This window comes from Kineosporia corallincola (genome assembly GCF_018499875.1).
GTDB classification, from domain to species: Bacteria; Actinomycetota; Actinomycetes; order Actinomycetales; family Kineosporiaceae; genus Kineosporia; species Kineosporia corallincola.
Window position 1 is genome coordinate 179,920 of sequence record NZ_JAHBAY010000012.1, and the last position, 21,432, is coordinate 201,351.

17 protein-coding genes are annotated in these 21,432 nt (G+C 70.5%); 8 read left to right on the plus strand and 9 right to left on the minus strand.

Annotated elements, in window-relative coordinates:
• The first annotated feature begins 35 nt into the window (after nucleotides 1-35).
• A complete protein-coding gene (locus tag KIH74_RS26260) occupies nucleotides 36-1,508 on the plus strand; it encodes a hypothetical protein (protein ID WP_214159003.1) in 1,473 nt (490 codons plus the stop codon).
• 3 nt (nucleotides 1,509-1,511) lie between these two features.
• Here KIH74_RS26260 and KIH74_RS26265 read toward each other — a convergent pair whose 3' ends face one another.
• Nucleotides 1,512-2,693 carry an RtcB family protein gene (locus KIH74_RS26265; RefSeq protein ID WP_214159099.1) on the minus strand — a complete coding sequence of 394 codons (1,182 nt, stop codon included), beginning with the start codon at nucleotides 2,691-2,693 and terminating at the stop codon, nucleotides 1,512-1,514.
• Nucleotides 2,694-2,882: 189 nt separating this feature from the next.
• Here KIH74_RS26265 and KIH74_RS26270 point away from each other — a divergent pair, with 189 nt between their 5' ends.
• Both KIH74_RS26270 and KIH74_RS26275 read left to right on the plus strand, forming a co-directional pair.
• Entirely contained in the window at nucleotides 2,883-4,442 is a 1,560-nt protein-coding gene (locus KIH74_RS26270) for an amino acid permease (protein ID WP_214159004.1), read from the plus strand.
• Nucleotides 4,443-4,494: 52 nt separating this feature from the next.
• Entirely contained in the window at nucleotides 4,495-5,232 is a 738-nt protein-coding gene (locus KIH74_RS26275) for a cyclase family protein (RefSeq protein ID WP_214159005.1), read from the plus strand.
• A 67-nt stretch (nucleotides 5,233-5,299) separates the two neighbouring features.
• Here KIH74_RS26275 and argG read toward each other — a convergent pair whose 3' ends face one another.
• The 3 genes from argG to KIH74_RS26290 all read right to left on the minus strand — a co-directional run bounded on the left by argG (nucleotide 5,300) and on the right by KIH74_RS26290 (nucleotide 9,087).
• On the minus strand, nucleotides 5,300-6,715 hold the full coding sequence (argG, locus tag KIH74_RS26280) for an argininosuccinate synthase (protein WP_214159007.1): 1,416 nt from the start codon (nucleotides 6,713-6,715) through the stop codon (nucleotides 5,300-5,302).
• 82 nt (nucleotides 6,716-6,797) lie between these two features.
• Complete coding sequence (locus KIH74_RS26285) at nucleotides 6,798-8,006, minus strand: matrixin family metalloprotease (protein WP_214159009.1); 1,209 nt, start codon at nucleotides 8,004-8,006, stop codon at nucleotides 6,798-6,800.
• A gap of 208 nt (nucleotides 8,007-8,214) precedes the next feature.
• Complete coding sequence (locus KIH74_RS26290; RefSeq protein WP_214159011.1) at nucleotides 8,215-9,087, minus strand: NAD-dependent protein deacetylase; 873 nt, start codon at nucleotides 9,085-9,087, stop codon at nucleotides 8,215-8,217.
• Nucleotides 9,088-9,123: 36 nt separating this feature from the next.
• Between KIH74_RS26290 and KIH74_RS26295 the strand changes: the two genes are divergently transcribed.
• Nucleotides 9,124-9,951, plus strand: coding sequence for a PHP domain-containing protein (locus tag KIH74_RS26295; protein ID WP_246573155.1), 828 nt, complete (start codon nucleotides 9,124-9,126; stop codon nucleotides 9,949-9,951).
• A gap of 51 nt (nucleotides 9,952-10,002) precedes the next feature.
• Here KIH74_RS26295 and KIH74_RS26300 read toward each other — a convergent pair whose 3' ends face one another.
• The 4 genes from KIH74_RS26300 to KIH74_RS26315 all read right to left on the minus strand — a co-directional run bounded on the left by KIH74_RS26300 (nucleotide 10,003) and on the right by KIH74_RS26315 (nucleotide 15,155).
• Complete coding sequence (locus KIH74_RS26300; protein ID WP_214159015.1) at nucleotides 10,003-11,034, minus strand: class I SAM-dependent methyltransferase; 1,032 nt, start codon at nucleotides 11,032-11,034, stop codon at nucleotides 10,003-10,005.
• A gap of 107 nt (nucleotides 11,035-11,141) precedes the next feature.
• Nucleotides 11,142-13,124, minus strand: a complete 1,983-nt coding sequence (locus tag KIH74_RS26305) for a S53 family peptidase (RefSeq protein WP_214159017.1) — start codon at nucleotides 13,122-13,124, stop codon at nucleotides 11,142-11,144.
• A gap of 103 nt (nucleotides 13,125-13,227) precedes the next feature.
• Nucleotides 13,228-13,734 (minus strand): phosphoribosyltransferase, encoded by a 507-nt coding sequence (locus tag KIH74_RS26310; protein WP_214159018.1) that lies wholly within the window; start codon nucleotides 13,732-13,734, stop codon nucleotides 13,228-13,230.
• Nucleotides 13,735-13,760: 26 nt separating this feature from the next.
• Complete coding sequence (locus KIH74_RS26315; protein ID WP_214159019.1) at nucleotides 13,761-15,155, minus strand: DNA polymerase IV; 1,395 nt, start codon at nucleotides 15,153-15,155, stop codon at nucleotides 13,761-13,763.
• Nucleotides 15,156-15,218: 63 nt separating this feature from the next.
• Here KIH74_RS26315 and KIH74_RS26320 point away from each other — a divergent pair, with 63 nt between their 5' ends.
• Complete coding sequence (locus tag KIH74_RS26320) at nucleotides 15,219-15,689, plus strand: universal stress protein (protein WP_214159020.1); 471 nt, start codon at nucleotides 15,219-15,221, stop codon at nucleotides 15,687-15,689.
• On the opposite strand, the gene mftD (KIH74_RS26325) is transcribed toward KIH74_RS26320, so the two are convergent.
• The gene (gene mftD / locus KIH74_RS26325; RefSeq protein WP_214159021.1) at nucleotides 15,673-16,860 is read right to left on the minus strand and encodes a pre-mycofactocin synthase MftD; all 1,188 of its coding nucleotides are present in this window, start codon (nucleotides 16,858-16,860) and stop codon (nucleotides 15,673-15,675) included. The genes KIH74_RS26320 and mftD (KIH74_RS26325) overlap by 17 nt on opposite strands.
• A gap of 190 nt (nucleotides 16,861-17,050) precedes the next feature.
• Here mftD (KIH74_RS26325) and mftD (KIH74_RS26330) point away from each other — a divergent pair, with 190 nt between their 5' ends.
• The 3 genes from mftD (KIH74_RS26330) (at nucleotide 17,051) to KIH74_RS26340 (ending at nucleotide 21,428) form a co-directional block, all read left to right on the plus strand.
• Complete coding sequence (mftD, locus tag KIH74_RS26330; protein ID WP_214159022.1) at nucleotides 17,051-18,244, plus strand: pre-mycofactocin synthase MftD; 1,194 nt, start codon at nucleotides 17,051-17,053, stop codon at nucleotides 18,242-18,244.
• A 173-nt stretch (nucleotides 18,245-18,417) separates the two neighbouring features.
• Nucleotides 18,418-20,307, plus strand: coding sequence for an HSP90 family protein (locus KIH74_RS26335; RefSeq protein ID WP_214159023.1), 1,890 nt, complete (start codon nucleotides 18,418-18,420; stop codon nucleotides 20,305-20,307).
• A 5-nt stretch (nucleotides 20,308-20,312) separates the two neighbouring features.
• Nucleotides 20,313-21,428, plus strand: a complete 1,116-nt coding sequence (locus KIH74_RS26340; protein WP_214159024.1) for a tetratricopeptide repeat protein — start codon at nucleotides 20,313-20,315, stop codon at nucleotides 21,426-21,428.
• Nucleotides 21,429-21,432: the final 4 nt, after the last annotated feature.

The window sequence follows — 21,432 nt, forward strand, 5'->3', positions numbered from 1 at the left end:
GCAGTGGGGTGTTGTCATGTGTCTTTGGGGCGTCGGTGGATCAGCAGGGTGTGGGGCGGCAGGAGTCTGGCGAGGGCTCGGAGCACAGGTCACAGACGCCGGGGGCCGGCCCCTACGTCAATCCCGGGCCCACCTGGGGTTCGGGGAATCCGCCGCAGACCTGGGGCGCCCCGCCACCGGCCTCGCCGCAGGACAGGAAGAAGCAGCGCCTCGCGATCGCCGGCATCGCCGGTGCGCTCGGGCTGGCGCTGGTGGCCGCGATCGCGGTCGTCGCTCTCGGGGTCGGGCAGGGACGCAGCGACGAGGAGAAGGCCGCCGACCTGGCGGCGCCGTTCCTCGACGCCGCGAACTCGCTGAAGTCCGCGCCCGGCCTCACCTACGAGGACGACAACTTCAGTGTTCGGCTCACCCGGTTCGGTGACTTCACCGGCACCCTGCACGCCCTCAGCCAGGACTACCCGGTGCTGCGGGCCGACGGCGTGACCTACGGCGAGCTGGACGGCCTGATGGTCGGGTCGCTCACCTCGAACTGGCGGATGCCGAGCAGTGACAAGGCCTGGGTGGAGCTGAAACCGGCCGCGCTGGAAGACACTCTGTACATCGACACGCAGGTGCCGGACTCCCCCGCCGACGTCGCCCAGCGTCTCGTCGACGAACTGAACAAGCCGGGTACCGACTTCCAGCCGTCGGTGTACGACTCGGCGTCCACCTACGGCACTCCCGACGGGTCGGCGGAGTGGACCGAGGTGACGCTCGACGGCACGGCCGCCTACAAGGCCCAGACCGATGCCGGGCCGGTGTTCGTCTCCCGGTCCTCCCCGCACACCGTGCTCCAGATCCCGGTCGCCCTGCTGAACGGCGACACGAGTGCCACCGGCTCCTCGTCGTCCCCCGGTTCCACCTCGTCCCCCGGTTCCGCCCAGGACAACGTCTCCTTCACCCGGCCGAAGGCGTCCGCGGGCCCGGAGGTGTACACGTACGACGGGGTGGCCCTCACCGAGATGACGGCCGACCAGGTGAGCGAGGCCTACGACGACCTGCTCGACGAGTCGGAGAAGCTCAAGGAGGTGCTCGACGTCGACGTCACGCTGTCGACCAGCGACTCCACGGTCAAGTGCAAGCTGAACAGCTGCAAGTACAGCATCGAGGTGACCGTCTCCCCGGTCTCCACCGGCGACAACGAGATCACCGACTCGACGACCCGGGTGGGGCTCACCGCGAGCTTCGAGGTGGACCACAAGGACGACGTGGCCAGTTGCACGAGCGCGGCGACCTTCAAAATGCGGCAGACGAAGACCCTCAGCTGCTCGACCACGAAGACGGCGAGCACCATGAAGAAGGCCTACGCCGCCGCGAAGAGCCTGGCCCAGTCGCAGGCAGGCGCCGGTGAGTACTACCGGTGGGAGGTGCCCTACAACGGGTACGGCGAGGTGAAGGGCATCGCCCAGCTCGACCTCAAGAAGATGGGCAGCACGCTCGAGGACCGCCGCAGCCAGATCGGCCGGTGACGGTCAGTCGCCCTTGACGTTGAGGATCTGGTGGAGCGTGTGCCGCACCTCCACCAGATCCGCGGCGTCGGCCATCACCTGGTCGATGTCCTTGTAGGCCGCGGGGATCTCGTCGATGAAGGCGTCGGTGTCCCGGTACTCGATGCCCTTCATCGCCGCCCGCAGGTCGTCGGCGCTGAACTTCCTGCGCGCCGCCGTGCGCGAGTACTCCCGGCCCGCGCCGTGCGGCGAGGAGTTCAGCGAGAGCTTGTTGCCCCGGCCGGTGACCACGTAGCTGGCCGTGCCCATCGACCCGGGGATCAGGCCGGGCCGGCCGGCGTCGGCCTGGATCGCGCCCTTCCGGCTGATCCAGAGGTTCCTGCCGTAGTGGTTCTCCTGCTGGGTGAAGTTGTGGTGGCAGTTGATCCGCTCCAGGTCGCGCACCGGCTCGCCCATGAAGTCGGTGACGCACAGCATCAGCCGGTGCATCATCTCCTCCCGGTTGGCCAGCGCGAAGTCCTGCGCCCACCGCATCTCGTTGATGTACGACCAGAACTCGTCGGTGTCCTGCACCAGGTAGGCCAGGTCGAGGTCGGGCAGGGTGATGTGCCACTTCTGCATCTGCGCCCGGGCCACCTTGATGTGCTTCTGCGCGATCAGGTTTCCCACGCCCCGCGAACCGGAGTGCAGGAACAGCCACACGGTGCCGGTCTCGTCGGCGGTCACCTCGATGAAGTGGTTGCCCGACCCGAGACTGCCCAGCTGCCGCTTCCACTTCACCGTGTAGGAGCCCGGGTCGAAACCGATCGTGTCGGCCTTGGCCTCCAGCTCGTCGAGCCGCTTCGCGACCACCTTCTCCATGCGCCGCTCGTCGCTGTTGTAACCGCCCGCCGAGAGCGGGATCTCCCGCTCGATCGCGACCCGCAGGTCGCTGAGCCGGCCGGCGTCGCGCACCTGCTGCTCGGTCCACTGGGTGCGCACCGCGATCATGCCGCAGCCGATGTCGACCCCGACCGCGGCCGGGATGATCGCCCGCTCGGTCGGGATGACCGAGCCGACGGTGGCGCCCTTGCCGAGGTGGGCATCGGGCATCAGGGCCAGATGCGGGACGACGAACGGCATCTGCGCGGTGCGCACGGCCTGTTCCCTCGTCTTCTCCTCCAGGATGCTCGCCCAGTTGAAGAGCTTCTCTCCCAGACGCTGCACAGTCACCATCCACCTCCGTCCGTCCCTCGCCCCTGCGGCAAGTGCGGTGATGAGCATGGCAACGCGAGAGAAGCGGCGTCCAGCCAATTAGTGCCATTCACCGCGATGTGACCGCCAGGTGCTGGTGCCGGAAACGCATCGGCGTGAAAGTGGCGCCCTGCCCCCGATGCTTCTCCCCCGAGGAGTCCGATGCCCGACAGCACCCTCAGCGACGACGAGTCCGTCCTGGCCCGTCTCGGCTACAAGCAGGAGCTGCACCGCTCCTGGTCCGGCTTCTCCAACTTCGCCATCTCGTTCAGCATCATCTCGATCCTGGCCGGCTGCTTCACCACGTTCGGCCAGGCCTGGAACAACGGCGGGCCGATCGCCATCTCGATCGGCTGGCCGGTGATCTCGGCGTTCATCCTGGTGATCGGTTTCTGCATGGCCGAGCTGGTCTCCGCCTACCCGACGTCCGGCGGAATCTACTGGTGGGCAGCCAAACTCGGCGGCGCCAAGGCGGGCTACTACACCGGCTGGCTGAACCTGGTGGGGCTGGTCGCGATCCTCGCGTCGGTGGCCTACGGCGCGGCGATCTACCTGAACACCTTCATCGACCTGTTCAGCGACTCCTACGCCGGCAGCTTCCTCGGCGGGAACTACCTGTACCAGCAGTTCTTCTGGTTCGCCGCGCTGACCGTGCTGATCACCGCGGTCAACATCTTCAGCTCGCACCTGCTCGCCGTCATCAACAACGTGTCGGTGTGGTGGCACGTGTTCGGCGCCCTGATCGTGGTGCTGGTACTGGTTTTCGGGCCGGACTCGCACCAGAGCCTGTCGTTCGTGTTCACCGAGCGGATCAACAACGCCGGCATCGGCGGGGACGGCGACGTCACCTTCTGGTTCTACGTGCTGCCGCTGGGATTCCTGCTGACCCAGTACACGATCACCGGTTACGACGCCTCGGCGCACCTGTCCGAGGAGACGCAGGGCGCGGCCAACGCGGCGGCCAAGGGCATCTGGCAGTCCATCCTGTACTCCGCGATCGGCGGCTGGATCCTGCTGCTGGCCTTCCTTTTCGCGGCGACGAACACCGACTACATCAACTCGTTCGACACCGCCGTCAACCCGTACGGCGGCGGCAGCGTGCTCGCCGTGCTGGCCAGCTCGCTGTCGCCGGCCCTGTTCAAGCTGGTCGTGTTCATCAGCATGAGCGGCCAGATCTACTGCTCCACGGCCTGTATGACGTCGACCTCGCGGATGTTGTTCGCGTTCAGCCGCGACCGCGCCGTGCCGGGATCCGGCCTGTGGTCGGCCGTCGACGCGAAAGGTGTTCCCCGCAACGCCGTCCTGGCCGCCGCCACCGCCGCCGTCGTGCTCACCCTGCCCGCCCTGTACGAGAGCCCGTCCGGGGCGCCGACCGCGTTCTACGCCGTGGTCTCGATCGGCGTGATCGGGCTGTACCTGGCCTTCGCGATCCCGATCTGGCTGCGCTGGAAGGAAGGTGACAGCTGGCAGCCCGGCCCCTGGACGCTGGGGTCGAAGTACCGCTGGATGTGCCTGCTGGCGGTCGGCGAGATCGCCGTCACCTCGGTCTATTTCGTGCTGCCGTTCTCCCCGGCCGGCTGGCCCGGCAGCGACGACTTCACCTGGACCGCGGTGAACTACGCGCCGATCGTGCTGATCGCCCTGCTGGCGGCGCTGTTCGTCGGCTGGCACGCCTCGGTCAAGCACTGGTTCAACGGCCCGCGCAGCAACATCGACGCCTGATCACCGGCATGTCCGGAAGGCGCCGCGAGCGCTTTCCGGACATGCTGGCCGGGTGATTCCCCGACGTCTGCGTACGGCCCGGAAGGGCATTCCCCAGGGTTTCGGCGCGGTGGACCCGCGGACGGCCACCCGGGTGCCGCTGGGTCATGAGTTATCTGGCGCCGTACCGGTTTTCGAGGGCGACCCGGCTTTCCGTCATCATGTGTGGACGACGATCGCGGAGTCCGGGTTCGCCGTCGAGCAGATCACCAGCCTGGGTACGCATCTCGGTACTCATCTCGACGCGCCGTCGCACTTCGTCGAGGGGGCGGCCGATCTGGCCGGGCTGGACGAGTCGTGGACGCTGATGCCGTTGTGCGTGGTGGATGCCCGGGACCGTGGGCCGGACTACTGGGTGTCGGTGCCGCGGCTGAGGTCGTGGGAGCGGCGGTACGGGCGGATTCCGGTGGGGGCGCTGTTCGTGCTGCGGACCGGGTTGTCGGCCTGCTATTTGGATGATCCGGGGCGGTATGCGGCGCGGGCGCCGGGTTTCGGGCCGGAGACGGTGGAGTGGTTGTTCACGGCGCGGCGGGTGCGGGCGGTCGGCAGTGACACACTGGGCCCGGATCTGGTGCAGGACCAGGATTATCGTTCCACGCGGGCCGCTCTGCGGAACGGGGGTGTGGTGCTGGCCAATCTGGGGCCGGGTCTGGAGCGGATGCGGCCGCACGGTGACTGGGTCGCGGTCAACGGGCCGCGGCCGGCTTTCTCCGGGTTCCCGGTCGGGGTGACGGGTTTCACCGTGCCGTGAGCCGGGCGGGGACCGAATCGAGGACGACGGCGAGCTGGTCAGGAGCTCACCGTCGTCCTCAATTTTGTTAGTCGGTGCCGGCTTCCATGGCCGCCTGGTCGAGCAGGGCGTCGGCGTCGGCGTCCACCTCGCGGTTGCGGCTGATCCGGTCGGAGCCGCCGGGCTCCAGCTGGCCGACGATGCGGGCCTGGCCCTCGAGCTGGCCGAGGCCGGCGAACAGCTCGAGTTTCTGCCGGGAGTCGGCGATGTCGAGGTTGCGCATGGTGAGCTGGCCGATCCGGTCGACCGGGCCGAACGCGGCGTCCTCGGTGCGCTCCATGCTCAGCCGGTCGGGGTGGTAGCTGAGGTTCGGGCCGGCGGTGTTGACGATCGTCCAGTCGTCGCCGCGGCGCAGCCGCACGGTGACGTCACCGGTGACGGCGCGGGCCACCCACTGGGTGAGGCTGCTCTGGAGCATCAGCGACTGCGGGTCCAGCCAGCGGCCTTCGTAGAGCAGCCGGCCGAGGCGGCGGCCCATGGTGTGGTACGAGTCGACGGTGTCTTCGTTGTGGATGGCGTTGACGAGGCGCTCGTAGGTCAGGAACAGCAGTGCCATTCCGGGGGCCTCGTAGATGCCGCGGCTCTTGGCCTCGATGATGCGGTTCTCGATCTGGTCGGACATGCCCAGACCGTGGCGGCCGCCGATCTCGTTGGCCTTCATCACCAGATCGACCGCGGTGGCGAACTTCTCGCCGTTGATCGCGACCGGGCGGCCGTTCTCGAAGGTGACGGTGACGTCTTCGGTCTCGATGACGACCGAGGGGTCCCAGTGCTTGACGCCCATGATCGGCTCGACGATCTCGAGCGACTCGTCGAGGTGCTCGAGGGTCTTGGCCTCGTGCGTGGCGCCCCAGATGTTCGCGTCGGTGGAGTACGCCTTCTCCTTGCTGGCGCGGTAGGGCAGGCCGTGTTCGGTGAGCCACTGCGACATCTCGGCGCGGCCGCCGAGCTCGTCGACGAACTGGGCGTCGAGCCAGGGCTTGTAGATGCGCAGCGCCGGGTTGGCCAGCAGGCCGTACCGGTAGAAGCGCTCGATGTCGTTGCCCTTGTAGGTGGAGCCGTCGCCCCAGATCGAGACGCCGTCCTCCCGCATGGCCTGCACCAGCAGTGTGCCGGTGACGACCCGGCCGAGCGGCGTGGTGTTGAAGTAGGCCTTGCCGCCGGAGCGGATGTGGAAGGCGCCGCACATCAGGGCGGTGAGGCCGGCCTCGACGAGCGCGGCTCGGCAGTCGACGAGGCGGCCGATCTCCGCGCCGTACTGCTGGGCGCGTCCGGGCAGCGACTCCATGTCGTCCTCGTCGTACTGCCCGAGGTCGGCGCTGTAGGCGCAGGGAACGGCGCCGTGGTGGCGCATCCACGCGACGGCGACGGAAGTGTCGAGACCGCCTGAGAAGGCGATTCCGACTCGGTCACCGACGGGGAGAGCTGTCAATACCTTGGACACGGAACACAAAGATAGGGCATGCCCCCGGGTGGTTTACGTCCCGGAGACACGCCCTGAAATTCTTCGCCTGATTGGTCCCTGATCAGCAGGATTTCGCGTTGTACAGCGCGTTCAGGCCGGCGGTCTCGGCCTTGGTCAGCGTGGTCGGCGAACCGGAGCCGGAGATCGGGTACATCAGCGCGGCCTTGCTGGTGACGTGGCCGAGGCCGAGCGAGTGCGAGATCTCGTGCACGATCAGGGCGCCGCGGCCGGGCGCGCCGTCGTACCGGCCGTAGCCGGCCTGGCCCACCCAGCGCGAGGCGGTGTTGAACCAGACGGTGCCCCGGGTGGCGTTGGTGCCGTTGCCGCTGGAGCCGCCCAGGCCGTCGGCGTCGGTCTCGCCGTCGGGGAAGTGCTCCTCCCCGGCCCAGCTGAGCCGGATGGTGCCCTTCGAGACCTTCTTGAACGTGATCCCGGTGGCCTTGCTGATCCGGTCGAAGCCGGAGGCGATGTCGGCGGCCATGCCCTTGGCCCGGGCCGGCTGGTTGTTGTTGTCGTACGACCAGGTGATGGTCTTGCAGCGGGCGAACGGGGCGTTCATCGGGGCCCAGCCGGCGGTGACCGAGGTGACCAGCTTGATCGTCTTCCCGCCGGACTTCACCGCGACGGTGTAGGCGCCCGCGCCGGCCTTGCCGGGCTTCCAGGTGAAGGCGGCCTTCTTCGTCTTCTTGCTGCCGAGCGACTTCACCGTCGTGCCGCCCCTGAGCACCTTGGCGGTGACGCCGGCCTTGGCGGTGGTGACCGACAGGGCGAGCGCGCGGTCGGCCTTCTTCTCGGCGACCGGGGCGATCCAGCGGTTCACCTTGTTCACGTGCACCGGCTGGCTGACGGTCTTGTAGCCGATCCCGTAGACCGGGTAGCTGTTGGTGGTGGAGCAGCCCACCGCGTAGACCTTGAGCCTGCTCTTGCCGGCCTTGAGGTCGGTGAGCTTGATCGGCATGGTGTACGGCTTCTTCATGTCCTGCCGGGGCACGGACTGCTCGATGATGCCGCAGACCTTGCTGGATCCGGTGATCTTGACGCTGTAGGTGGCGCTCGCGGTCATCGTGGCCGGGCCGGAGATCTTCACCTTCACGGCGGCGGCGGAGTAGTCGGAGGCGCTGAGCCCGCCGGTGCCGGAGGCGGGGGTGAACGCGCCCTGCGGGGTGACCGTGCCGATCACCCCGGGATCACGGGTGGCGGCGGTCCTGCCGACCGCGCCGGCCGGGCCGGTCTGGGCGATCGCGAACGGGATCGCGAGCAGGGCGCCCACGGCCAGGGTGGCGACGACTGTGACTCTGCGTGATGGTCTTCTGAGGCTGCGGGTCGGGCTCGGCAACTGCGGCTCTCGCTCTCTGAAGCGGCGGCGACGGATGCGGGGGCCCGTCATCTGCGGCTACGGGTATGGCTGTGCACCGGCTGTCAGCCGGTCGGGCCAGGTCAACCTACCCGAGCGTCGGAGCGCAAAGTGGCCGTTCAGCCTAGTTGATCACGCACTTTGCGCGCACTCCGTGAGCGAGCCGGGGGACAATCTCCCCCAATGGGGCGTCCAGCCGGAGATCGCAGTACGCATCGCCACGGGTCTCGCCCTGATTGACGATCGCGACCGGAATGCCCAGTTCCTTGCGGGCGTGCAAGACGAACCGGAAGCCCGACATGACTTTCAGTGACGATCCGAGGATCAGCAGGGAGGCCGCCCGGTCGACCAGGCCGAAGCACTCGAGCACCCGCGGCCGGGGCACGGTCTCGCCGAAGAACACCACGTCCGGCTTGAGCTGCCCGCCGCAGAACCGGCACGGCACCATCACGAACCCGGCGAGTCTCTCCTCGGCCAGCTCCACGTCGCCGTCCGGGTTCACCGCGCCGCCCTCCTCGGTGAAGTGCGGGTTGGCCTCGCGCAGCGCGGTGTCCAGCTCGGCGCGGGAGGTGGGCCGGCCGCAGTCCAGGCAGATCACCCGGTCCAGCCCGCCGTGCAGCTCGATCACCCCGCTCGCCCCGCCGGCCTGGTGCAGGCCGTCGACGTTCTGCGTGATCACCCCTTCGAGCAGCCCCTGCCGCTGGAGGTCGGCGACCGCGCGGTGCGCCGCGTTCGGCCGGGCCTTCTCGATCTGCCGCCAGCCCAGATAGCTGCGTGCCCAGTAGCGGTGCCGGGCCGCCGCGTCGTTCATGAACTGCTGGTAGGTCATCGGGGTGTGCCGGCGCAGCGAGCCGGACGGGCCGCGGTAGTCGGGGATGCCGGAGTCGGTGCTGATGCCGGCGCCGCTGAGCACGGCCACCCGGCCCTTCCCCACCAGCTCGACCAGGGCCTCGAAGGCCTCGGCGGGGTGTGTCACAGGGGTCTCCACCCGGTCCATTCTGCGCCGCGCGGTGCCGATGAGAGAATCGTGGTGATGCTTCCTCCCGACAACCACGTGCACTCCCAGTTCAGCTGGGACACCCGCAGCAACGGCTCGATGGATCTGACCTGCGCGAAGGCGGTCGAACTCGGCCTTCCCGCGATCGCCTTCACCGAGCACGTCGACTTCACCGCCTGGGGCGAGGGCGACGTGCCGCCCTCGGCCGACACCTCCATCGTGTTCCGCGACCGGGTGCGGCCCTTCGACGTGGAGGGTTATCAGGCGTCCGTCGCCGAGTGCCGGGACAAGTACCCGGACCTGCGCATCCTGACCGGCATCGAGACCGGTGAGCCGCACCTGTTCGCCGGCAGCGTGGCCGCGGTGCTGGCCTCCGGCACGTTCGACCGGGTGCTCGGTTCGCTGCACTCGATCGTGCACGAGGGCCGGGTGCTCTCCCCCGAGCGGGTGTTCACGCTCCGGCTGATGCCGCCCGAGGACCTGATGCGGCGCTACTTCGAGAGCATGCTCGACCTGATCAAGGGCTCGGACGTGTTCCAGGTGCTGGCACACTGCGACTTCCCGCGCCGCTACTGGCCCGAGCGCGCCGCCCCCTACGACGAGGCGATGTTCGAGGAGGAGTACCGCGTGGTGTTCCGCGCGCTCGCCACCAGCGGCCGGGCGCTGGAGATCAACACCCGCAGCCCGCTGTGGTCGGTCGACCTGATGCGCTGGTGGTACGAGGAGGGCGGCGAGGCGGTGTCGTTCGGCAGCGACGCGCACGTGCCCTACCGGGTGGGGGCCCAGTTCGACCTGGCCGCCGACGTGGTCGAGGCCGCGGGCTTCCGGCCCGGGCGGGACCGCTTCGACTTCTGGCGGCGCTGAGAATAGTGGACGACGACGGGCTTTCGCGCAGCTCACCGTCGTCCACCAGTTTCAGCGCTTCTGCTTCTGGCGTTCCAGCTCGGTCAGGTCGGCGGTGCGGGCCCCCGGGATGGTGACCGTGGACACCGGCTGCGCCCGCAGGAAAGCGCTGGTGGCGACCACCCCGACCAGATCGAACCGGGTCTCCCCGGTGAGGTGGTTGTCGGTGGCGTCCTGCACACCCGGCCAGTTGCGGTCGCCGTAGTCGTCGAGCACCACGATTCCGCCCGGCGCGGCGACCTTCTCGGCGAACCGCAGGTCGTTGGCGACACCGGTGGCCGAGTGGTCGCCGTCGATCACGATGACGCCGTACTGCCGGTCGCTGACAGCGGCCTGCACCTGCGGGTCCTCGGAGAAACCCTTCACCAGGCGCATCCGCTTCGGGTCGACACCGGCCAGCGAAAGGTTCTCGCGCACCACGGTTTCGGTGACCGGCGAACCGGAGGTGTCGGCCTTCAGCTCGGTCACCTGGAGCTGCACGTCGGCGAGCGGGTCGATGATGGTGAGCTGGTAGTTCAGGCCGATCCGGCTGATCTGCCGGGCCATACCGCCGGAGAAGAGGCCGAAAAGTGTTCCGATCTCCAGGATCTCGCCGTTCGGCGGGCTGAGCAGCGGCGTGGTGGCGAGCTTGCCGAGGATGTTCGGGGCGCCACCGGCGAGCCGGCCGACGCCGCGCAGCTCGAGTTCGAACAGGGTGCGGTAGGCCTGTACGACGCGCCCGTAGGCGTCGGGGGCGCTGGACGCCCGGGCCACCTGGGCGGCGAGTTCCCGCAGGCGTTCCTCGCTGATCAGGCGGGTGCTGCGGCGCCCCTGGGAACCGAGGAGCAGGTCCACGGCGTAGCCGGGGGCGCGCACCTGGTTGCGCATCTTCTCCAGTTCGGTGCGCAGCTGGAGTACCTCGGTGCGCAGGTCGAAGACCTCGGTGCTCTCGTTGAGCACCTGCCGCGCGCGTTTGCGGGCGAGTCGCTCGATCCGCCGGTCGAGCACGGTGAGCACGGGCTGGAGGGCCCGGGCGGTGGTGTGATGTGCCCATCTCTGCGCCATGACCCCATGCAATCAGACGATCACACTCAGCTCCTAACGACACGGGCGGTCATCGTCCGAAAATCGCGGGCGGCGCCCCCTCTTCAGGGGACGCCGCCCGCTGCCGGTCAGGAGAGTTTCTTCAGGAACGCCTTGCCGGACGGTGAGCCGATACCGGTGATGTCGTCGTACCCGGTCCGGGTGCGCAGGATGGTGCCGACGGTCACGTCGATACTGCGCAGGGTGAAGCTGGTGCCGTCGGTGGCGTCGACGCCGTTGACGTAGTCGTTGCGCACCACGCCCAGGCCGCCCTTCGGCTTCGGGTCGTACAGGGCGCCGGAGCCGTACAGCTTGTAGAGGGCGGGGTTGGCGAAGCCGTGAGGCCGGCCGGCGGCCTGGTCGGCGAGCGCCATGATCCCGGCGAACAGAGGGCTGGCGAGCGAGGTTCCGCCGATCCGGTACTCGCCGTACCTGACCGTGCCGTCCGGGAAGGTCTGGGTCTGGCCGACCAGCATGCCGGTGTTGGGGTCGCCGAGGGCGGAGACGTCGGGGACGACGCGGGCGGGTCGGGTGGAGTAGCGGGTGGCCAGGGACCGGGGGACGACGCCTTTCTGGTACTTGGGCTGGGCGTAGACGCGGCTGGTGCCGCCGCCGGCGCCGTAGAGGTAGTCGCCGGGCGGGGCCGGGTCCCAGCTGGTGCCGTCGGCGCTGAGGGCGGAACGGCCTGTGCTCCAGCCGGTTTCCCAGATGCGGGTGTCGTTCTTGGCGACGGCGAGGGAGGTGCCGCCGACGGCGGTGACGTAGGGGCTGTTGGCGGGGGCCTGGGCGGTGGGGGTGCCGGCGTTGCCGGAGGCGCCGTCGCCGGAGTCGCCGGAGGAGAAGTAGAAGCCGATGCCGGTGACCGCGGCCTGCTGGAAGACGGCCTGGTAGACCTGGTCGAGGAGGTCGGAGCCGTTGCTCTCGTCGCTGCCGCCCCAGGAGTTGGTGACGATGTCGGCGAGGTGGCCGGAGACGACCTTGATCAGGGTCTTGGCGAAGTCGGCGTTGTCGCACGACGGGGAGGCGACGTATGTGATGTTCGCGCCGGGGGCGGTGGCGTGGACGGCCTCGATGTCGAGGGTCTGCTCGCCGTACCAGCCCTGTTCGCCGCACTGGTCGCCGTTGACGGCGTCGTCATAGCCGTAGCGGTAGGAGCTGGGCAGGACCTCGGTGTACTGCCGGGCGCCGAGGGCTTTCTGGCCGTGGCGGGTGGCGTAGGTGTTCGCGTCGGCGCGGGCGGTGGGTGAGGCGTAGGCGTCGGTGATGGCGACGGTGACGCCCTTGCCGTTGTTGCCCCGGTCGATGGCGCCGGTGATGCCGTAGGCGCCCTGGAGCTGGTCGGGTTCGTAGCCGCAGGGGGCGTAGGGCTGCTTCTTGCCGTAGGCCGAGGGCAGGGTGGTCGCCGTCTTCTGGCCGTAGTAGGTGGAGCAGGGCCCGGCGTTGACGAAGGCGTCGGAGGGCGGGGCGCTGCCGGTGCTGGCGGGGGTCATCAGCTGGGAGACGCTGGCCAGGCCGGACACGCCGAGCACGACGTCGTCGAGGGCGGAGGGCACGGTCGGCGTGGACGAGGCGGCCCGGAAGGTCGTCTTCTTCTGCCGGTAGTTCTTGAGGGTGGTGCTGAAGGCCTTCTGCACCTTCGAGACCGGGCCGCGGGCCTCGACGTAGGCCGAGTTGCCCGCGACGCCGGTGACGGTGAGGCCGCTGTCGGTGAGGAAGTCCCTGACCGCGGCGACCGAGGCCCGGGTGGGGGCGAAGCGGGCGCTGAACTGGGCGGCGGTGAGGTACTGGCCGTAGTTCGCGCTCGCCGGGTCGCTGAGCCGGTCGATCAGCCGGGTCAGCCCGGCCTGGTCACGGTTTCGCAGGTAGACCGTGACCGGGACGGAGTCGTCGGCGTCGGGGGTGCCGGTGACCGAGGCTCCGGTCAGGGCGGGCTGGGCGTTGTCGACCGGCACCCGGGGCGGGCCGGCGGCGAGCGCCGGCGCGGCCCCGAGGCCGACCAGGGTGAGGGTGGCTGCGGCCAGTACGGCAACGGCCCGACCGGGTTGACCCGGTCGACCGGATGATGAACGCACGCGCGGTGTCCTTCCGCCGGAAAGCTGAAGAATGGGACATTGCGTACAGCGTCATCATCAGGCCACAGGTTGGTTGCCTACCGCAACACTTGGCCGGGGCTTTCTAGACGGCCTGCTCGGCCACGTGCCCGCCGGCCAGGATCGGAGGCTGCGTCGACCACGGGAAGTTGATCCAGCGGTCGGTCTCCTTCCAGGAGTAGTCGGGCTGCACGATGGTGCGGGGCTTGGTGTAGAGCACGGCCGAGCGCACCTCGTCGGGGTGGTGGCCGCGCAGCAGGTCGAGCACCAGGTCGAGGGTGCGGCCGGAGTCGGCCACGTCGTCCACCACGAGCAGCCGCTTGCCCACGATGGCGGCGGTGTCGAGCAGGGGCTCCAGCAGCACCGGGTCGGGCAGGGTCTCCTCGATGTCGCTGTAGAACTCGACGTTCAGGGTGCCGGCCGCCTTCACCCCGAGGGCGTACGAGATCGCCCCCGCCGGCAACAGGCCGCCTCGGGCCACCGCGATGACCATGTCGGGCTGGAATCCGCTGTCGGCGACTGCCTGGGCCAGATCACGACTGGCCTCGCCGAACAGGTCCCAGGTGAGGATCTCGCGTTCCGGGCTGCTCATCCCGACAATCTACTGGCTGCGGGCCGTCACCAGGTGGGGGCCTCGGCCGGGGCGAGGTCGGGGTCGTCGGTGCGGAAGGTGCGGACCGGGCCCGGGCCGGTGTGCGGCCCTTCGAACCGGACCGTGACCCGGCCCAGCCCGGCGCCCTGTACCCAGCCCGGCCCGCGTTCGGCGTGCTGCACGTCCTGACCCGGGCGCCAGTCGTGCGGGGTGCCGGGGGCGGTGCCGTCGGTGTCGCGCAGCTCGGCGGTCCAGCCGAAGCCGGTGGCGGTGTCGTCGGGTGTCTGGCCGGCGGTCCGGTCGGTGGTCTGGTCGGGTAGTCGCTCGTCGGGGTCGTCGCCGAGTTCGGCGAGAAGGTCGGACAGCAGGTCGGTCTGGGCGAAGTCGGTGAGGCCGGCCACGCCGACGCCGAGCAGCCGGATGCCGTCGCTGACCTCGACCGCGTCGAGGAGCTGGCGGATGCAGGACATGATCTTGTTCAGCGAGTCGGTGGGCTGGTCGAGGGTGAACGACCGGGTGATGGTGCTGAAGTCGTAGCTGCGCACCTTGATCGTGATGGTGCGGGCGCACAGGCCGTCCTTGGTGATCCGGCCGACCACCCGGCCGGCCATCCGGCGGGCGTGGTCCATCAGCTCGCGCCGGTCGGTGAGGTCGCTGGCGAAGGTCTCCTCGGCCGACACCGACTTGGCGTCGCGCTCGGGCTCCAGCTCGCGGTTGTCGATGCCCAGCGAGTGCTGGTGCACGGCGGTGCCGTGGGACTGGCCGAGGATGCCGACGATCTCGCGCTCGGTGGCCGCCGCCACCTCGCCGACGGTGTGCATGCCGTATTTGTGCAGGCGTTCCTGGGTGGCCGGCCCGATGCCGGGCAGCCGGCGCACCGGCAGCGGGGCCAGCACCTCGCGCTCGGTGCCGGGGGCGACCACGGTGAGACCGTCGGGCTTGTTCAGGTCGGAACCGATCTTGGCGACCAGCTTGCTGGTGCCGACACCGATGGACGCGGTGAGCCCGGTGGTCTCGTGGATGCGGTGGCGGACCTGCTCGGCCAGCTCGGTGACGGCGGGCACGTCGATGCCGGGCCGGGTGGGCGTGAGATCGACGTAGGCCTCGTCGACCGACATCTGCTCGATCACCGGTGACACCTCGGCCAGCAGGCCCATGACCACCCGGGACGCGGCCCGGTAGGCCTGGAAGCGGGGTGTGAGATAGGCGGCATTGGGGCAGCGACGGCGGGCCTCGACGATCGACATGGCCGAGCCCACGCCGAACCGCCGGGCCTCGTAGGAGGCCGTGGCCACCACCCCGCGGCGACCGGTACCGCCCACGATGACCGGTTTACCCCGCAGCGAGGGCTTGTGCAGCTGCTCGACCGCGGAGAAGAACGCGTCGAGATCCAGGTGCAGGATCACCGGGCGGGTTCTCATGGTTCCTGTTCTACCGGGCGGGTACGACAATCTCGGCCCGTCCGCCCGGATAGAGTTTGACGCATGTCAGGCTCGGACATTCCGGACCTCTCCCCCGAGGGCTCCCCCAGGCGTCTCGTCATGCTGGTGGGTGTCGACGGGTCGGAGAGCTCGCTGCGTGCCCGCGCCTACGCCGTGGGCCTGGCCCGGCGTTCCGAGGCCTATCTGATCATGGTCTACGTGCGGCAGCTCAGCACCATGACGGCGTTCGCCCCCGGGCCGGGCACGGCCGCGATCGAGGAGGCCGGCGACGAGGTGGCGGCCGAGTTGCGCCGCGAGATGACGCTGCTGGCCGAGGAGCCCGGGCCGCCGCTCGACGCCGAGCTGATCGAGTGCACCGGCAGCCCGTTCCAGGCCCTCAACCAGATCGCCGCCGAGCGCCGCGCCGACGCCATCATCGTCGGCGCCTCCAAGCAGGCCGGGCACCGGTTCGTCGGGTCACTGGCCGTGCACCTGGTGCGCAACGCCGCCTGCCCGGTCACCGTCGTTCCCTGAAACCCGGCGGCACCACGAGGTCCGCCGGGCTCAGATCGGCCACCGACGCCACTCCCAGCCCGGTTAGCGCCGAGTCGATGCCGCCACGCAGGACGTCGAGCACGTTCTCCACCCCGGCCTGCCCGTTCGCGGCCAGCCCCCAGAGCGGGGCGCGCCCGATCATCACCGCGCGGGCGCCCAGCGCCAGCGCCTTGACCACGTCGGACCCCCGGCGCACCCCGCCGTCCATGAGCACCTCGACCTGGTCACCGACGGCGTCGGCGACGGCGGGCAGGCTGCGGACCGCGGCGCGCTCGGTGTCCAGGTTGTTGCCGCCGTGGTTGGACACCGAGATCGCGGTGGCCCCGTGGTCGACGGCGCGCAGGGCGTCGTCCACCCGGGTGATTCCCTTGATCATGAACGGCCCGTCCCACCGCTCGCGCAGCCAGCCCACGTCGTCCCAGCTCGGTGGCGGGGTGTTCTTCCAGGTGCCGTAGGCCTCGAAGAAGGTCGGCACGGGCCGGCCCGGTTCGGCCAGGTTCGGCACCGTCAGGGTGGGCAGCCGGCCCGCCCGCACCCAGTCCAGCAGCCAGGCCGGGCGGGTGATCACGGCGGGCGCGAACCGCACGGCGGTGGCAAGGTCGAGACGCAGCGGGACCCGCGGCGAGCCCCAGTCACGCCCTTCGGAGAACGACCAGTTCAGTGTGAGGATCAGGCCCGCCGCACCGGCCGCGCGAGCCCGGTCCAGGCCGGCCAGCACGTGCTCGCGTGACCCGGTCCAGCTGGTCTGGAAGAAGGTGACGGGATTGGCGCCGACGACCTCCTCGATCGGCCTGCTCGCGAACGAGCTCAGGCACATCGCGGTGCCGCGGGCCGCGGCGGCCCGGGCCACCGCCACCTCGCCCTCGGGGTGCACCGCCTGCACACCGGTCGGGGAGATCAGCACCGGCAGCGCCAGGTTTTGGCCCATCACCCGGACCCCGAGCCGCCGCTCGCGCGGCAGGTCGGCCACGTGCGGGGCGAAACCGATTTCACCGAAGGCGTTCTCGTTGTCGCTGGGGGTGAGGCCGCGCTCGGAGCCGGCCACGAGCGCCTTGAACACCGGCTCCGGCAGGCGCTTCTCCGCCCGGCGGCGCGCCTGCGCGACGCTCTCGAACCACGGGTTGCGCGCCCAGGGACGGAACGGGCCCATGACGGGTCACCTTCTTCCTCGCGAAGCGTGCGGGATCACACGCGGCCGGCTGCCCGCCGGTCCCCCGCACCCCTACCACGCGCACTATATTGACACTACGTGCCAATATAGATCCCCAGGTCGGCGGAAGGTCCCGGTCGAGCGGGACCGGCGGTTCCGCCAGACCTCTCGAAGAGGAGAGAACACACGTATGGCCAACCCCTGGTTCGAGACGGTCGCCGAGGCGCAGCGACGGGCGAAGAAGCGGCTGCCGAAGTCGGTCTACATGGCCCTCGTGGCCGGCTCCGAGCGCGGCCTGACCGTCGACGACAACCTGAACGCCTTCGGTGAGCTGGGTTTCGCCCCGCACGTCGCCGGGCTGTCGCAGACCCGCGAGCTGAGCACCTCGGTGATGGGCCAGGACCTGGCGCTGCCGGTGATGATCTCGCCCACCGGTGTGCAGGCGGTGCACCCCGAGGGCGAGGTGGCGGTGGCCCGGGCCGCCGCCAACCGCGGCATCACCATGGGCCTGAGCTCGTTCGCGAGCCGCTCGATCGAGGACGTCGCGGCCGTCAACGACAGGACCTTCTTCCAGATGTACTGGGTGGGCACCCGTGAGGTCCTGGTGCAGCGCATGGAGCGCGCCCGGGCCGCCGGGGCCAAGGGCCTGATCATGACCACCGACTGGTCGTTCTCGATGGGCCGCGACTGGGGCTCCCCGGAGATCCCGTCGAAGATCGACCTGAAGACGGCGATCAGATTCGCCCCGGAGGTGCTGCGCCGGCCGAAGTGGCTGTACGAGTTCGGGAAGACCGGCAGCATCCCCGACCTGACCACGCCGAACCTGGCCCCGCCGGACGGCGGCCCGGCGCCGACCTTCTTCGGCGCCTACGGCGAGTGGTCCGGCACCCCGCTGCCCACCTGGGACGACATCGCCTGGCTGCGCAAGGAGTGGGGCGGGCCGTTCATGCTCAAGGGGGTCATGCGGGTGGACGACGCCCTGCGCGCCCGGGACGCCGGGGTCACGGCGATCTCGGTGTCCAACCACGGCGGCAACAACCTGGACGGCACCCCGGCGCCGATCCGGGCCCTGCCCGCCATCGCCGAGGCGGTCGGCGACGACATCGAGGTGGTGCTCGACGGCGGCATCCGCCGCGGTTCCGACGTGGTCAAGGCGGTCGCCCTGGGCGCCCGCGCGGTGATGATCGGCCGCGCCTACCTGTGGGGCCTCGCGGCCAACGGGCAGGCCGGGGTGGAGAACGTCATCGACATCCTGCGCGGCGGCATCGACTCGGCGGTGCTCGGGCTGGGTCACTCGTCGATCCACGACCTGACCGCCGGCGACCTGATCGTGCCGGAGGGTTTCACCCGCTCGCTCGGTGCCGGGACCGTGAAACCGGCCTGAGCCTCCTCCCCCGAACCGCCCCCGGAAACCGTTGCCCGGCACCGGTTTCCGGGGTCCCTCCAGGCCCGGGCAGCAGTGCGTGAGGACGCCGGTCCGCACGGTGACCGGATCCGGCCGGTTTCATCCCCCCGGCGGTTTCGGACAAACCCGCAACACCCCCTAGGCTTTCGCAGGTGCCTGACTCCCCTGACCGAACACCCCGGCCGTTCCAGGTCGACCTGCGGGGAATCGTCGACCTGCTCAGCCGGAGCATCTACTCCGGGCCGCAGGTGTACCTGCGCGAGCTCCTCCAGAACGGTGTCGACGCGATCACCGCGCGTGGGGCCCTGCCCGGCTCGCCCCCCGGCTCCATCCGGATCACCCCGGCCGCCGGTCAGGACGGCGAACTGGTCTTCACCGACAACGGGGTCGGCCTGACCGCGGCCGAGGTCGGCGAGCTGCTGGCCACGGTCGGCCGCAGCTCCAAGCGCGACGTGCTCGACCTGCCCCGCACCGACCGGCTCGGCCAGTTCGGCATCGGCCTGCTCAGCTGCTTCATGGTCAGCGACGACATCCGGGTGCTGTCCCGGGCGGCCGGCGGCGAGCCCCCGGTGGAGTGGATCGGCAGCGCCGACGGCACCTTCACCGTGCGCGAGCTGGACGACGACGAGGCCCTGCCGGAGATCGGCACCCAGGTGCGGCTGCGGCCCCGGGCCGGCGACGGCGAGCTCACCTCGCCCACCGCCGTGCTCGAGCTGGCCACCCGCTACGGCGCCTACCTGCCGGTGCCGGTGCGGGTCGAGATGCCCGGCGGCGAGCAGACGGTCAGCTCGGAACCGCTCTTCGCGCAGCCGTTCACGGCCCCCTCGCCGGAGCTCATGGCCCTCGGCAAGGAACTGCTCGGCGCCGAGCCGCTCGACGCCGTGCCGCTGCACGTGCCCGGCACCGGCACCCGCGGCACCGCCTTCGTGCTGCCGTTCGCCCCCTCCCCCGGCGCCCGCCAGGCCACCCGGGTGTACCTGCGCGGCATGCTGCTGTCCGAGCGGATCGACGACCTGCTGCCCGAGTGGGCGTTCTTCGCCCGCTGCGTGGTCGACACCACCGGGCTGCGGCCCACCGCCAGCCGCGAGTCGCTGATCCAGGACGACGCGCTGGAGGAGACCCGGGCCGAGCTCGGGTCCGCCCTGCGCCGCTGGGTCGCCACCATGGCCAACCGCGACCCGGTGCGGCTGAGCAGCTTCCTCGGTGTGCACCACCTGGCCCTGCGGGCCCTGGTGCTGCACGACGACGAGCTGGCCGGGTTCATCGTGCCCTGGCTGCCGATCGAGACCAGCAACGGCCAGACCACCTACCGCGAGCTGCTGCGCGGCGGCGCCCCGCTGCGCTTCGCCGAGACCGTGGACGAGTTCCGGCAGATCGCCGCGATCGCCCGGCCGGACAGCCCGGTGATCAACGGCGGCTACGTGTACGACGCCGACATCCTGCGCCGCCTGCCCGACCTGATCCCCGGCACGGTCGTCGAGACCGTCACGATCACCGACGAACTGGCCTCGCTCGACGTGCCGCCGCTGGCCGAGCGCCCGGCCGCGCAGCGTCTCCAGGCCCGGGCCGAGGAGGCCCTGAAAGATCTCGACTGCACGGTCCTCGTGCGGTCGTTCGCTCCCGACACCCTCCCCGCACTGCACATCGCCGACGCCGGGGTCCTGCGCCGGCTCCAGCGGCAGCGGGCCAAGGAGGCCGGGAGCGGCATGTGGGCGTCGATCCTGCAACGCATCGACGACGCCCAGAACCAGCAGGACGCACAGCACCAGCAGAACGGGGAGGGTGAGACCGTCGGCGCCGCCGGTCAGCTCTGCCTGAACTGGCGCAACCGGCTGGTGCGGGCACTCGCCGACAGCGACGACGAGCTGCTGTTGGCGCGTACCGTACGGGTGGTCCACGTGCAGGCCCTGCTGGCTGCACACCGCCCCCTCCGCGCCGTTGAGCGGGCCTCGCTCACCGACGCACTGACCGACATCGTGCACCTGAGTGCCGGGCTGGGCGCAGACCTCGGCGAACTGCCGGACGCCCCCGGGGAGAACTGAGCGAGATGAACACCACCCAGAGCCGGACCGACGGCAAGTCCTCCCGGTCCATCGACACGGACGTCCTGCTGGACCGCGTGGAATGCCTCCTCGTGCTCGAGGAGTTCGGTCTGGCCGGGCAGCTGCTCGACCTGATCGCCACCCGGCGCATGCTGCTGAAGACGACGTTCACCGACGAGCAGACCCGGCGCCTGGCCGCGGCCCGGGCCCGGCGGGACACCCCGCCGGAGTACGACGTGGCCCTCGAGCCGGTGGTCGCCTCCGGCGACGACGCGGACCCGCTGAAGATCGTCGACGAGCAGCTCGCCACCGACGGCTGGAACCGCGGCCAGGCCGCGGCGCTGCTGCGGGCCCGGGCCTGGATCCTGGCCGGCGGCGGGCAGCTCGAAGAGATGCTGCGCACCGCCGAGGAGGCCCTGAAGATCGGCCTCGACCTGGGCGCCCACGGGTTCTGCGTGCAGCTGTCGCGCACCGCCGCGGCGGCCACGCTCGACCTGCACCGCTACCAGGAGGCCGCCGACCTGTACCGGCTGGCCCTGACCGAGGCCGCGGCCGGCGAGCCGATCGTCATCGTCGAGCCGCCCCGCCAGCCGCACGGCGACCTGCTCGGCCTGATCGACTCGCTGCACCTGCTCGGCCAGGCCCGCGGCCGGGCCGGCGACCTGAAGGGCGCCGAGGAGGTCATGCGCGAGGCGCTCCAGCTGGCGTCCACCCCGCCGGCCTCCGAGCACCCGGCCGTCAGCAACGCCCGGGCCGAGGTGCTGCACGCCCTGGCCCTGCTGCTCAGCGGTCAGGGCGCCGAGCGGCTCGACGAGGCACTGGAGTTCGCCGGGGCCTCGGCCGACACCTACTCCGGCATCAGCGCCAAGGTCGAGGCCGGCCGCGCCCTGGCCCTGGCCGCCCGGCTGCTCACCTCCGCCGACCGGCCCGCCGACGCCGTGCCCTACCTGGAGAAGGCAACGGCCGTGCTGGCCGCCGAGCCCGAGCACCTGGTCGGCTGCCTCGACATCCTGGCCGCCACCTACGCCCAGCTCGGCCGCGCCGACGACGCCAAGGCGGCCGAGGAACTGTCCGAGCAGATGCGTGCCCTGGTCGAGGCGGCGACCCCGGCCCAGGACTGAGGTC